This is a genomic window from Candidatus Chlorobium masyuteum, assembly GCF_011601315.1.
Lineage (GTDB): Bacteria > Bacteroidota > Chlorobiia > Chlorobiales > Chlorobiaceae > Chlorobium > Chlorobium masyuteum.
This window is the reverse complement of the sequence record NZ_JAAORA010000003.1, coordinates 124,942-139,135: the sequence shown is the minus strand read 5'-3', so window position 1 is coordinate 139,135 and position 14,194 is coordinate 124,942. Positions and strand designations below refer to the sequence as shown.

6 protein-coding genes are annotated in these 14,194 nt (G+C 54.6%); all 6 read left to right on the top strand.

Annotated elements, in window-relative coordinates; genetic code table 11:
• The 6 genes from G9409_RS07270 to G9409_RS07245 all read left to right on the top strand — a co-directional run bounded on the left by G9409_RS07270 (position 1) and on the right by G9409_RS07245 (position 14,164).
• Positions 1-1,236, top strand: coding sequence for a condensation domain-containing protein (locus tag G9409_RS07270; RefSeq protein WP_166808141.1), 1,236 nt, complete (start codon positions 1-3; stop codon positions 1,234-1,236).
• 231 nt (positions 1,237-1,467) lie between these two features.
• The gene (locus G9409_RS07265) at positions 1,468-3,117 is read left to right on the top strand and encodes an ATP-binding cassette domain-containing protein (RefSeq protein ID WP_166808140.1); all 1,650 of its coding nucleotides are present in this window, start codon (positions 1,468-1,470) and stop codon (positions 3,115-3,117) included.
• Positions 3,114-4,748, top strand: a complete 1,635-nt coding sequence (locus G9409_RS07260; protein ID WP_166808139.1) for a cyclic peptide export ABC transporter — start codon at positions 3,114-3,116, stop codon at positions 4,746-4,748. Before G9409_RS07265 ends, G9409_RS07260 begins: the two co-directional genes overlap by 4 nt.
• Positions 4,749-4,752: 4 nt before the next feature.
• The gene (locus tag G9409_RS07255) at positions 4,753-9,924 is read left to right on the top strand and encodes a non-ribosomal peptide synthetase (protein ID WP_166808138.1); all 5,172 of its coding nucleotides are present in this window, start codon (positions 4,753-4,755) and stop codon (positions 9,922-9,924) included.
• Entirely contained in the window at positions 9,921-13,457 is a 3,537-nt protein-coding gene (locus tag G9409_RS07250; protein WP_166808137.1) for an AMP-binding protein, read from the top strand. Before G9409_RS07255 ends, G9409_RS07250 begins: the two co-directional genes overlap by 4 nt.
• Complete coding sequence (locus G9409_RS07245; protein WP_166808136.1) at positions 13,454-14,164, top strand: 4'-phosphopantetheinyl transferase family protein; 711 nt, start codon at positions 13,454-13,456, stop codon at positions 14,162-14,164. The genes G9409_RS07250 and G9409_RS07245 overlap by 4 nt, the downstream gene beginning before the upstream one ends.
• The last annotated feature ends 30 nt before the right edge of the window (positions 14,165-14,194 follow it).

Here is a 14,194-nt window from a genome sequence, read left to right as displayed (position 1 = left end):
ATGAGAGCATCTGACACATTTGATTATCTGCCTGTTCAGCAGTGGTTTATGACGAGACCGCTTGAAAAGCGCAATCACTTCAACCACTCCTTTCTCTTTCGCGTCAATGAGCCGGTCGACAGAGCGAGATTGCAGGGTGCGCTGGAGAAACTAAGCAGGCTTCACGGTATGCTCAGGGCGGTCTATCCTGCCCGGGGGGGCTGTTTTCTCAGGGAGTCGGTTGACGTTGCTGTCAAGGAACTCGATATCGTGGGGAAAAGTGATGCGGAGCTATTCGGTGAGCTGACTGGCTGGCAAAACCACTTTGACCTTGAGAGCGGCTATCTCTGGCAGAGCGGAATCCTGAGAGGCTATGCAGACGGGAGTGAACGGATCTTTCTTGCAATCCATCACATGGTCATTGATGCGGCGAGCTGGTCGATCATCCGTGAGGATCTGAAAGATCTCTACGAGGGACGCCGAATCGTTCAGACGGGCAGCAGTTACCGGGAGTGGGTTGAAGCAATCAAGGCTTATGGCATGCATGTGACAGATGAAGAGCGGGCCTACTGGAGGAGATCAGCAATTCAACAGGAAGAGGCACGCCATCTCTGGCTGGAACTGGCAGATGAGGATCCCTCTGCGATGCAGTGCAGCAGAGTGGAGTTTTCTGCGGAGATTGTCTCGAAGCTGCAGGATACCACTCATGAGATTGGTACTCCGGAAATCAGTGATCTGCTGCTCGGTGCCCTGGCCTGTGCGCTGTTTGAGGTGAGCGGACGAAGGGAGAACTGGATAACCATTGAAAGACCGGGTCGCGAGGGTCTTTCCGTACCTCCTGATGTGAGCCGGACAGTCGGATGGTTCACTACCCTATTTCCTCTCTGTCTGACTGTCGGTAACGGTATTGAAGAGACAATTATGCTCAACAGGGCGAGGTTAGAAGCCGTACCCGGCAAGGGTATCGGATACGGGCCATTACACGGTTATGACAACCTTCAGGGGATTCTGTTTAACTATCTTGAACGGCTCATCGGCAGTGACGAGAGCAGCTGGCAGATCTCCCTGGCGGAACCCAGCGGTGAAAGCATGAGTCCGCTTAACCGGTTTGGAAACATTGTTGACATTAATGGTATGGGCCGAAAAGGGAAAATCGGACTCTGGTTTGAAAGCTCACTGAAAGAAGAACCTCACCGAAAGCTCTGTGAGCGATTCAAAATCCATGTTGAGGAAGCCGTGCAATGGCTGCATAGTTGAAAGATGAGACGTTTATAGCCGTAAAATGTTTTATATTGTGGGAATATGGTCGTTTTATCCAGTGCTGACTCTCTCTTCTGCTCGCTTGCTCTCTGGCAGCGCAATCGGGAGCGGTGATAAAATTACCGGTAATATCTCTCTTATTGTTCTGTTTTTTTACGAATTTACAGGTGCTCTGTTGTTTCAGAAAGAGCGGGTGCGATACACTGTTTTACTAACACGGAGAGACTCTTGCATTTACTTCGTCTCCTGAAATTGATCGGCGGCAATCCCCTGCGGAAGCTTTTTGCCTTTGCTTCTGCCTCGGCATTGAGTACTACCATTGTGCTTTCAGTGGTTACCTTTGCGGCCCAGCAGATAGACAAAACCAGGGAGGAGTTTGTTAATCTTCCGCTTGCCGCGCTCTTTCTGGTCGCGCTCCTGACCTATGTTATCTTTGAAACCCGTCTGGTTGAACGCTTTGCCTCCGATATTGAAGAGGCAATAGAGTTGCTTCGCATGAAGCTGATCGGACGGTTGCGACATGCTGATCTCTGGAAGCTGGAGCACTTCGGTCAAAGCAGGCTCTTTACCAACATCACCCAGAGCTGCAAGGTTGTTTCATCAAACTCCCAGTACCTTGCTCTGACAACGCGTTCGGTCATCCAGATCGGGATGATCCTCATCTACATCGCGACGGTCTCCCTGCTCTCCTGCATGCTGCTCACCGCGCTGCTTGCAGCGGCCACAACAGTCTACTACCGCCTCGGACTCTCTCTGGAGCGATGCCAGGAGTCACTGGCACAGGATGAGGGGAGGCTTTTTGAGTCTGTCTCCGATCTGCTTGACGGTTTCAAGGAGCAGCGGCTCAGCAGTCGCCGGAGCCGAGCCCTTGGCGAGGAGTTCAACACGATCTCCCTCCATACCGTAACATCCCGCAGTGAGATGCACCGTCAGAGCTGGCAGCAGTTTGTTTTCGGCGAAACCATGTTCAACCTGATGCTGGGGCTTGTGGTTTTTATTATTCCGGTATACGCCCCTTCCGTACGCACCGATCTTATCAAGATTTCGGCGGCGGTACTCTTTATGGTTCCTCCTGTCTTTGGACTGATGCAGTCCCTGACGATTCTCAGGGCGGCAAAAGCTGCCGCCGGACGAATGATGGCGCTCGACAGCGAACTGGAGGGCATTGTGGAGCAGTGCAGTGAGGAGAGCGGGCAACAAGCATCTGCAGGGTTCAGCGAAATACGCATGGCGGATATGGAGTTTGCCTATCCGGCTCCCGAGGGTGAAATACCCTTCAGGCTCGGGCCTCTAAACCTTTCTGTCAAAAGGGGTGAAGTGGTTTTCATAACCGGCGGCAATGGTTCCGGAAAGTCGAGTTTAATAAAATTGCTCACCTCGCTCTATCATCCGGATCAGGGCTCTCTCTATCAGGATAAAAAGGTTATAACTTATTCCGATCTCTCTGGATATCGAGCCCTTATGGCTCCGGTCTTCTCTGATTTCCACCTCTTTTCACATCTCTACGGTCTCGGAGCATTTGACGCCGCCGAAGCCGAAGAGCTTCTCAAATGGATGGAGATGGAGCGTGTGGCCGGAATCAGCGGAGACCGTTTTACCCGGAGAGAGCTTTCAACCGGGCAGCGCAAGCGTCTTGCCCTTGTTGCCGCTCTGCTTGAGAAAAAGCCGATTCTGATCCTTGATGAATGGGCTGCGGACCAGGATGCCTATTTCCGCCATAAATTTTACCGGGAGATCATTCCTGAACTCAAACGACGCGGTTTGACCATTATTGCCGTGACACACGATGACCGCTATTTTGACGCTGCCGACCGACGCTTTCATCTTGAGTATGGCCGTCTGACAGAGCTGAACGGAAACGGGGAGGGTTCGCTATGAGACTGTTTAAAGCGGTATTGCGGGAGATACCCGAAAATCTCAAACCGCTCCTTTTCATGAACATCCTGTCGGCGGTTGCAACAATGTCGCTTGTTGCGCTTGTATCAACCGCGGCCAGGGAGGGTGGAACCGGACAGATCAGCGGACGTCTTATGCTTATGTTCGCCGTAACGGTTGCCCTCTATCACGCCACACACATCTATACGCTGGTGACAGCATCGCGTGATACCGAAAGGCTGATACATAAACTGCGCTCCGGTCTGTTTGACCTCATTCGTCGAACCGATCTGGTGACGATTGAAAAGATCGGTCATGCCACTCTTCAGGGTGTATTGACCCAGGATACCCAGATCCTTGCCGAGGTACTTCCCATGCTGGTAATAGGCTTCCAGCAGGCGGTCATGCTTCTCTTTCTTGCAGCTTATCTGGCATGGCTCTCCCCTGTTGCCTGTATTCTTGCATTCGGTCTTGCCGCACTTACCGTCGCTATCCGATTTTCACGGGTAAGGGCTCTGCGCACCATGATGCAGGCTGCGGACGAAGCTGAAAAAAAGGTTTTCGATGCTCTTGGCGAACTCCTGCACGGTTTCAAGGAGATCAGGATGAACGGAGCCCGTGCAGACGATGTGATCCGCACGCTCGGCGATGCCTCCCGTGAGTCCCGAACCTCCAACTCGCTTCTGAAAGCGCAATGGGGTCGGAACTATGCGGTTATCGAAGCGATGCTCTTTTCACTGGTCGGGTTGATGGTTTTTGTCGTTCCGTTGTGGGTCGCAGGTTTCCACGCGGTAATACTTCCGACAACGATTGCCGTGCTTTTTATTTCCGGTCCCGTGAGCACGGTCTCTTTTGTTACACCCCTTGTTACCAAAGCGGAGCTGGCGCTTGAAAGTATTGAAATAATCAAGGAGAGGCTTTTTGCCGCGGCAAAAACCGCATCAAGCGAGGAGAGCGAGCTGCTTGACAACGTTCCAAAGTCGATTGCCATGAACAGGGCAGAGCTCTCATTTTGTGATGAGAAAGGCCATCCCCTCTTCAAGGTTGGTCCGCTCAATGCCGAGTTTCGGGCCGGAGAGATCACCATGATAACCGGAGGTAACGGCTCAGGCAAATCGACGCTGCTGCGTCTCCTTACGGGCCTTATTCCGCTTGATTCAGGATCCCTCCTTGCCGATCACGCTGAACTCAGAATCGGGCAGATGCAGGACTACCGTAACCAGTTTTCCGCCATATTTTCGGATTTCCATCTCTCCCGCCGTCTCACCTCAATTGAAGAGCCTGATCAGGAGAAAATCCGCCTCATGCTTGAACGGTTCGGCATGCAGGAGAAGGTGAGTGTTGTCAATGGTTCATTCAGCACCATTGATCTCTCCTCCGGACAGCGCAAAAGACTCGCGTTGATTGTGGCTGAACTCGAAGACAAACCGATCATTGTCCTTGATGAATGGGCGGCAGACCAGGATCCTCACTTCCGGCGAATCTTCTACGAAGAACTGCTGCCGGATATGAAGGCTCGCGGTAAAATCATCATCGCCGTCACCCATGATGATCGATGGTTCCATCTCGCTGACAGAATGTACCGCATGAATGAAGGGCAGATAGAAGAGACGAACAGGGCAACAGTGATTTAAAATAATGTCCATAACATCGCTTCTTGCCGAGCTCTCGGCACTCGATATACGGCTCAGGGTTGAAAACGGTACCCTCTGTTTTGATGCTCCCGAAGGCGTTTTCAGTGACGATATCCGCCAGAAAGTGCTGGAGTCAAAGCCGGAACTCATTGCGTTTCTCCAGGAGGAGTGTGCCGAAGGTGAAGAGCCACTGACGGACAAGGAGCAACGGCTTGCCGCTCTCTGGCGTGAATATCTCCGGAGTGATGTGCGCAGTCGTAACGACGATTTTTTCATTCTCGGCGGACACAGTCTTCTGCTCATGCGGCTGGTTCACCGGGTTGAAGCCTCCGGACTCGGAACCATTGATCTTGCAGCAGCGATTTCGGCGCGAACACTTGGAAAAATGGCTGCGCTGATTGACGGTGCCGACGACACCGCTCCGGCCTCCCCTTCCCCGGCTGAAAGAGGTCAATCATCTCCGGCCACCGCTACGGAACCCCCCGTTATCTCCGGTACCAATCCTGCGGAGTGTTCCTGGCCCCGTGACAGCTCACTTGCTGTTTTGTGGCAGCGTGCCAGAGAGCACTACCATGATCTTCCCGCTCTCATCTATCGCAATGAATCCTATAGCTATCAGGAGCTTGATGAGTGGTCCACAGCTCTTGCGTCCGGACTTGCGGCAGCGGGTGTCCGGCCGGGAAGCACCGTTGCACTTGCCCTGCAGCGCAAACCTGAAGCAGTTGCCGCACTGCTCGGTGTGCTCAAATGCGGAGCAGCCTATCTGCCGCTGGATGAGAAACTGCCTCCCCTGCTGGTCAGGGAGCTTCTTGATGCTTGTGATGCCCGCTGGATCATCACGGACCGGCGAGCCGGTGAACGGTTCCTTGCAGAGAAGGGTTTTGGTGACCCCGGTGGTATCAGGCTGCTTGATATTGAAGAGCTGAAGCGCAATGCACCCGGTAGCGCTCTACCGGAACTGCATGGAGGTTACGGTGAAAAACCGGCTTACATCATGTTCACTTCCGGTTCAACGGGTGAGCCGAAGGGGGTAATCATTCCGCACCGAGGCGTAAGCCGTCTTGCCTTTGACAAAACCGTACTGTCGCTCAAGCCGGGAGAGGTGATGGCGCAGACCGCTCCCTTCGGTTTTGATGCTTCTACCCTCGAAATATGGAGCACGCTCCTGAACGGCGCAACGCTTGTATTCATTGAGGATGCTCTGTTGATGGAGCCGGAGCTGCTCGGCAACTATCTTCAGGAGAAGCGTATCTCTGCCATGTGGCTGACCGCCGCACTCTTCAACCGGATCGCTGACCACGCTCCCCTTGCATTCAGGCCGCTTCGCGTTGTATTAAGCGGCGGTGAAGCCATGAGCATTTCGCATGTTAAAAAAGTGATGGAAGCCTCTCCGGCACTAAAGGTTGTTAACGGATACGGCCCCACTGAAAATACGACCTTCACGGCTATCCACACCGTTCGTCCGGAGGATCTTTCCGGCAGGAGTGTGCCGATTGGCAGCCCCGTTGCCGGAACAAGGATCTATCTCCTTGACGACGCCATGCGCCCTTGCGGAGCCGGTGTTATCGGTGAACTCTATGCTGCCGGAGAGGGCCTTGCAATCGGCTACGCCGGAAGAGCGGATCTTGACGCGAGGGTCTTTGTAACACACCCCGACAATCCTGAAGAGCGGCTTTACCGCACCGGCGATCTTGCACGATTCAGAGAGGATGGTCTGCTTGAGTTCTGCGGCCGGAGAGACGGCCAGATCAAACTGCGCGGTCACCGGGTTGAGCTCCCGGCAATTGAAGCGGTTCTCTCCGGGTGCAAGGGGGTAAACGATTCACTGGCCATGGTGAATGGCAAGGGAGAAGGGATGGAGCTGGTTGCCTTTGTCTCCTCATCTCAACCTGATGAAATGGCCTGGCGAAACCGTATTGCCGAAAGGTTGCCCCTCTATATGATGCCGGCCCGTTTTATAACTTTTGAGCACTTTCCGCTCAATGCAAACGGAAAAAAGGATCACAGCGCTCTCCTGGAGATGCTGAGGGAGGAACCGGAGGATTTTCCCCTTTCAAACAACGAGGAACGGCTCTGGATATTGCAGCAGCTTACTCCGGCAACGGCCCGCTACAATGTTCCGCTCTCTTTTGCCATAGAGGGTGCACTTGACTCAGCGGCATTCAGCCGTGCGCTTCTCTCTCTTGAAAAGCGCCATCATGCGCTGCGGCTTGTCATTCGTCCGGGAGATGATACAAATCCCGAAGTGCGCCACCACCTGCTTCCTCCCGGAGGAGTTCTGCCTCAAACCGTTGAATGCAGACTCTCCGTCAATCCGGAAGCTGAAGCCGACCGGCGGATGGAGGAGGAGATCAGCCGTCCCTTCCGTCTTGAAGCCGAAACTCCGGTCAGAACCTTTCTTTTCAGGGTGGGTGAAGAGCAGTGGCGATTTTTGATGGTCATGCACCATATAGCCTGCGACGGCTGGAGCCTGAACATCCTTCTTGACGATCTTGCCCGCTTCTACGATTTTGAAAGAGGGCTCTCCTCTGCTCCGCCTCCTCCGGCAGGCTTCTCTCTTCGGGATTATGTTGCTGCAGAGAAGAGGTTTCTTGAGAGCAGGGAGGAGAGAGAACTTATTCTGCGCAGGGTTCAACGGCTGACTCCCCCGCCGGAACCGCTCGATCTGCCCACTGACCGAATGCGGCCCGCAACCCGCAGCTACGAGGGCGCAGCGGTCGATATCCGGTTTGATGCCTTTGTCAGTCGAGGGTTGGACCGGCTTGCCGGGGAGAGCGGCGTTACCCCCTATGTCATGCTCCTTGCTCTCTCGGAGCTGCTTCTTTACCGGCTCGCCGGTTACAATCGGAGAGAACCGTTTGCTCTGGGAGCCCTGTCATCCGGGCGTGAGGGGAGCGAGATGGCCGATCTTGCCGGTTTTTTGGTCAATACCCTGGTGCTTCCCTGCCGGATAGAACCCGATCAGAGCTTTCTTGACCATCTTGCTTCGGTCAACCTTGAGTGGCAGGCCGCACTCTGTGATCAACAGTGCGCCTTCGGCCGACTTGTCGACAGCCTGAATCTGCCAAGGGATCTCTCCCGCAATCCGCTTTTTGATGTTCTCGTAGCCTGGCAGGATCTTCTTCCCGAACCCCCCCGACTTTCTGGTCTGGAGACCCGGAGTTATCAGGCCCGCCTGCCGTTTGCAAAGTTCGATCTTGCATTCAACTTCATGAAGCGGGATGGTACCATAGAGCTCTTCCTGGAGTACTCGACAGAGCTTTTTGAAGAGGAGAGCGCTTTACGGATTGTCCAACGCCTTGAGGCGCTTGTCCGCTCAGTCATCGCCAGGCCCGGAGAAGCGGTTTCGCTTCTGGATATCTGGATTCCGGGCGAGAAAGAGGTTATGGAAGGCTTTAACAATACCGCACTCTCCCTGCCGACACGCCGTTCGATTATTGAACCGTTTCTTGAGATCTCGGCCACTCATGCCACGGAGTGTGCGGTGATCGCTCATGACGGTAACATGCAGAACTACAGCACTTTTGCCCGCAAAGCCGGTGGAGTGGCAGCTCTGCTTGAGAGCAGCGGTCTCGGTCGCGCAGAAGCCGTCATCATGCTGCTCCCCCGTTCAGAGGATATGCTTGCCGCAATATTCGGCATATTGATGGCCGGAGGGGTCTATGTTCCGCTTGACGCAAGCCACCCCGCCGAGCGTCTTCGTGACATGATCGACGAGTTCCGAAACCCCCTTGTTCTCGTTGATCAACCGCTGCCGGCCTTATTGAGCGGGCGCTGCCGGACAATTACCCTTCCTTCGGTTGCTGAAGTGGCCGATCCGGTCTCTCGTGCCGAACCTGATGATCCGGCCTATATCATCTTTACCTCCGGTTCAACCGGCAGGCCGAAAGGCGTTCTGATTGAGCATCACGCGGTTCTCAACCGTATTCTCTGGATGCAGCGCACCTTCCCGATCGGCACCGGTGATGTTATCTTGCAGAAAACACCGGTAACCTTTGACGTTTCAATCTGGGAGCTTTTCTGGTGGTCATGGACAGGAGCAGCTGTTGCCATGCTCAGGCCGGGTGCGGAGAAGGATCCCGAAGAGCTGGCGGCAGCAATTAAAAAGCACGGGGTGACGGTAATTCACTTTGTGCCTTCAATGCTTGCAGCTTTTCTTGACACTCTTGAGAACCGCCGGATCGAGTTTTCGAGCATAGCGAGCCTCCGGCTTGTTTTTTCAAGCGGAGAGGCGCTTGATCGGAGCCTGGCTGAACGCTTCAACCGGCTTGTTTATGATCGCTCCGGTGCCGAGCTCCATAATCTCTATGGGCCGACCGAAGCAACCGTCGATGTGAGCTGGCAGTGCGCTTCCCCCTGGCGGGGAGAGAGCGCTCTCTCAATCGGTCGTCCCATTGCCAACACGACGCTCTATATTCTTGACGGGAGGCACAATCCTTTGCCGGTCGGTATTCCGGGTGAAATTGCCATTGGCGGTGTGCAGGTGGCACGAGGTTATCTCAACAGACCGGAACTCACTGCTGAACGATTTATTGCCGATCCATTCACTCCGGGCGGACGGCTTTATCTGACCGGTGACCGTGGTCTATGGCAGCCTGACGGGAGCATTGCATACCTTGGACGTTCCGACTGGCAGGTAAAAATCCGCGGTCAGCGAATTGAGCCCGGAGAAATTGAACATGCTCTTGAAACGCACACAGATATAGTCCGTGCTGTTGTTGTTCCTGTTTCAAACCAGGGGCTCGATGAACTGCATGCGTGGATTCTCTGTGACGGATCGGTCGATTTGGGCGAAGTGCGCCGTTTTCTCAGGGAGCAGCTCCCGGAGAGCATGATTCCAGCCCGGTTTATTCTGCTCAGAGAGCTCCCGTATACCCTGAGCGGAAAACTTGACCGCAAACAACTCATGCAGCGCTCTCAAGCCCTGATGAGCCCCTCGTCAGCCGGGTGCAGGCAGGAGAGCTGCGGGGATGAGTATACAGCAGTGCAGAGTATTTTCAGCATGGATGAAGATGGAGAGTCCCTGAAACTCAGACTCCGCTTCAATACCGGCATGATTTCAGCGAAAGAGTCGGCAGAAATGGCTCTCAGCTTCTCTTCAATGCTTCAGGAGATAGCCGGCCTCCAGGAGGTTTTGCAAACCGGATTGCCAAGTCAACGTGATCAGCACCCATGAAAATTGCAGATTTCATTTTTGAAGATCCATCCTCAGCAGTTGCATCGGGCGAGCTGCTCTCCGATGCCGGCGACGGCTGCCGCAATATTGCCGCACGTTTTTCGGAAATGGCGCTTCGTCATCCCCTGCGCACCGCCGTGGTTGATGAAGAGGGCTCAATGAGCTATGGTGAACTCGATGATCTCTCTGAGAGAATCGCCCGGTTTTTAATCGAGAGGAAGCTGCCGACGGAGAGCCGGATAGGTGTCATGATCGGTCGTCACCGCCTCTTTATAGCCGCTCTGTTCGGCACTATTAAAGCCGGTTGTGTCTACCTTCCCATCGATCCTACCCTGCCCCTGGAACGACGCAGAAAGCTGCTTTCGATAGCCGGTGCAGCAGCACTGATCAGTTCAGCCCGGTATGCCGGCGACATGCAGCAGCTTGAGTGGTTCTCTCCATCCCTTCAATTCAGCCTCACACTCGACAGCGATGACGTTGATTCACTGGTTGAAACACCCGGAGAGCTTATGTCCACCGAGCTGTGGGACCATATTGCTTCATCTGCGGCTGATGATATTGATGCCGGGGGGTGGAAGAGCGCATTTACGGGCCTTCCGTTATCGCCTGAAGCGATGGCCGCATTCGGTACCAATGCCCGCAATAAAATAGCCCGTTATATCAAAGAGGGGGCCCGTGTACTTGAAATAGGGTGTGCATCGGGCTTCAGTATGCGCTACATTGCTCCGCTCTCTTCAACCTATCTGGCCACTGATCTCTCCCGGTACAATGCCGAGCGGGTTGAAGTTGCCGCCCGCACTCTCGGCCTGACACAGGTGACCGGACGTCATCTGGCCGCTCATGACATTGACATTCTTCCTCCGGGCAGTTTCGATCTTATCGTGATGAACAGTGTTATCGAGAGCTTTCCCGGTTACGGCTACCTCCGCATGGTGCTCGATAAATCAATGAAACTGCTCGCTCCGGGAGGGACACTTTTTCTCGGCAACCTGTGGAATCTCGACCGTCATGATGCATATCTCTCCGATCTGAGGGATTTTGCCCGTCTGCACACCGATGAGGGTTACTCAACCAGAAGCAATCTGAACGGAAGTTTTTTCGTCCCCTTTGAGTTTTTCAGTGACTGGGCTGCCCGGCGTCCGGAAACCCCCTCTGTTGCACACTCAGCCGTCGATGCACCGGGTTTCGATCCGGCACCCTATGCTTTTGATGTTGTGATCACGCTGGATGCTCCCGGAGCGTCTGCGCCATCCGCTTCCGCACGCAGGGCGCCACTCCATTTTGACCGCAGGGCTCTCTTTTCTGATTATCCGGCCTTTTCCGCTTCGCCCGACATCGAGCTGAACCCGGCTCATGCGGCCTATCTCATTTTCACCAGTGGTACAAGCGGAACACCGAAGGGAGTGCTTGTAGAACACGGACCAGTCATCAATCTGATCAAAGCCATTGAAAATGAGCTCTATACTCCCCTTTCGGCCAGGATTGATGCGGAGTTTCTGAGGATAAGCTGCTGCTTCTCCTTTGCTTTTGACGGCTCGATACATCATATTTTTACGACCCTGCTCAATGGTCACTCCCTCTTTATTCCCGAAGAGGAGACCCGTCAGGATCCCGAGGCTCTGCACCGGTTTTTTCAGTTGCACCGGCTGCATGTTGCCGATTCAACCCCGACTCTTTTTGCCCTGCTGCTTGACTACTGGGAGAAGAGTGGAGCGGTGAGTTCCGTCAACTCGTTTATTCTTGGTGGAGAAAGTTTCTCTTCGAGCCTTGCGGAGCGTTATTTCGCACTCCCGGGAGTTGGTGAACGTGAGATATGGAACGCCTACGGTCCCACAGAGAGCTGTGTCTGTGCCTCACAATACCGGATGAGTGCCGATAGCTGGAAGAGGCACCTGCCTCCTCCAGTCGGCACGCCCCTCCAGGGAGTCGATATAAAGGTGTGTGATGATGCCGGCCGGACGCTTCCGGTCGGTATCCCGGGCGAGATCATGATCGGTGGAGCCGGGCTTGCCCGGGAATACATCAACGAAACGGAGCTTACTGCCGCACGCTTTGTCTGCGATGAGAACGGAAAACGGTGGTACCGGACGGGCGATATCGGTCGCTGGATTCAGCCGGGCCTGCTTCAATTCACAGGCCGAGAAGACCGGCAGGTGAAGGTTCGGGGATTCCGCATTGAACTGTCGGAAATCGAGGCAGCACTCAAGGCATCCCCTCTGGTTCGTCATGCTGTGGCGGTTGTGGCTGATCCCCGTCAGGATGGTGACAGAATTCTGGTAGCCTATGTCGTCCCGGCACCGGGATTTGATGCCGCAGGATGCAGGGCCGATCTTGATCTCTCCCTTCCTGCATGGATGATGCCGACCCTGATTGTCGAGATCGGGGAGCTTCCCCTCAACAGCAACGGAAAGCTTGATGAGCAGAGGCTGCCCTCTCTGCAAAACAGAGGATTATTGAGCCGGAACAGCACTCCCCGCCTTCCCTTCACCAGGGATACAGAACGCAGGATCGCCTTGATCTGGAAGAGCATTCTTGATGTTCAGGTGGACTCCTCTGACGATGATTTTTTTCTTCTTGGAGGTCACAGTGTTCTCGGTGTGCGGCTGGTATCCCTCCTGTATGCCGAATTCGGGGTGAAACTTCCTCTTTCTGAGCTCTTTACTTCGACAACAATCTCGCAGATGGCTGACAGGATTGAGGCAAAACAGGTCGCATCAACCTGGAACTCGGTTGTTGCCGTCAACAGGGGGGGGAATCGAACACCGATTGTCTGCTTTCATCCTGTCGGAGGCAATGTTTTATGCTACAAGGGCCTTGCTGATGCGCTCGGAGCAGAGTGGCCGATCTACATGGCACAGGCATCCGGTCTTGAGGCCGGACAATCCCTTCAGCCCACGGTTGAGGCCATGGTTGCCGGCTATCTTCACGAACTGGATGAATTACTGGAGCCCGATCAGCCGCTCATCATGCTTGGATGGAGTTTTGGCGGTCTGCTCGCCTGGGAGGCTGCATGCCAGCTTCGCCGGATCGGATTCAAGACCGAGCGGGTCATTGTGCTTGACGGTATTGCCTCCTCCGATCCGATCCGCATCATGCTTCAGATGGATGAAGCCGAGTTCATTGCCACCATGTTCGACGAGATGGGGCTGGGAAGTGCCGGGTTTCTGCGCACGCTGAGTCCTGAAGAGCGGCTTGACATGCTTGTGCTTCATGAACGGAGCAGCGACTATCTTCCGGAAGGTATTGATCGAGAGCATCTGCGGCGTCTGCTTGCGCTGTTCCAGAACAACGGTCTGGCGGCACTTCGCTACCATCCAAAAACAAGCAACGAAGCGCTGCTGCTTATCCGCCCGAGAACTCCTTCAAGCCAGGCGCCCGGTATTCCGGGTGATGACTATAACGGATGGCTCCCCTATGCCGGTGGAGGAGTAGAGCTTCGCTGGATCGAAGGAACGCACGGACAGATGCTGCAGCCTCCTTTTGTCGGCCAGCTTGCAGCCCATATTTGTGATAACATCCTGAAGGGGTTATGATGATCGATAGAGAAAATGCCGTCATGTTATGGACGCATGACCTTCAGCGTCTGGAGCTCTCTCCCCCGGAGTGGGTTGAGCTTCTTGATGATGAGGAACGGACGCTTGCCCTGCGGTTTCTTCGCGAGCATGACCGCATTGCCTATGTTGCCGCACATGCCCTGCTCCGCCTTGTCATCGCCAACAGGATCGGTCTCGCCCCCTCTGCACTCATTATCTCCCGCGACCGCTTCGGCAGGCCCTTTCTCGACATGGATGAGTGCCGTGGTATTGACGTCAGCCTTTCCCATACGAAGGGCATGGTTGCTGTGGCTCTCAGTAATGCAGGAAGAGTGGGTGTTGATGTTGAGTCCGTTGATCATGAGCGGGTGCCCCGCTCCGATCTGGCGGCATACGGGTTGAGCGCTGAAGAGATAGTGCGGCTGGAATTGATGGGCGTTGCTGAACGCTCTGAGGCATTTATAGAACTCTGGACAGCCCGCGAGGCTGTCGCCAAAGCAGACGGACGGGGGCTCTCCCTCCCCTTCTCCTCAATCCGGATAGATCTTTCCTCCAGCGTGGCCTCCACCTTTGACGGTGACGACAAACCATCCCGACACTGGCGTTTGTGGCGTGAAGAGCCATCCCTGTGCCACCGTCTGACCCTGGCATGGTCCGGTGAGCGAGGAGAAGTTATGAGAATGAAAGATGAGTTGCCTGTGTATTGAGAAACGGATTCAACCGCCTCTATTGCTGTA

Bases quoted from the DNA above. Each gene is read 5' to 3' on its own strand.
- G9409_RS07270 (WP_166808141.1), top strand. From the start codon at position 1: ATGAGAGCATCTGACACATTTGATTATCTGCCTGTTCAGCAGTGGTTT.
- G9409_RS07260 (WP_166808139.1), top strand. From the start codon at position 3,114: ATGAGACTGTTTAAAGCGGTATTGCGGGAGATACCCGAAAATCTCAAA.
- G9409_RS07255 (WP_166808138.1), top strand. From the start codon at position 4,753: ATGTCCATAACATCGCTTCTTGCCGAGCTCTCGGCACTCGATATACGG.
- G9409_RS07250 (WP_166808137.1), top strand. From the start codon at position 9,921: ATGAAAATTGCAGATTTCATTTTTGAAGATCCATCCTCAGCAGTTGCA.
- G9409_RS07245 (WP_166808136.1), top strand. From the start codon at position 13,454: ATGATGATCGATAGAGAAAATGCCGTCATGTTATGGACGCATGACCTT.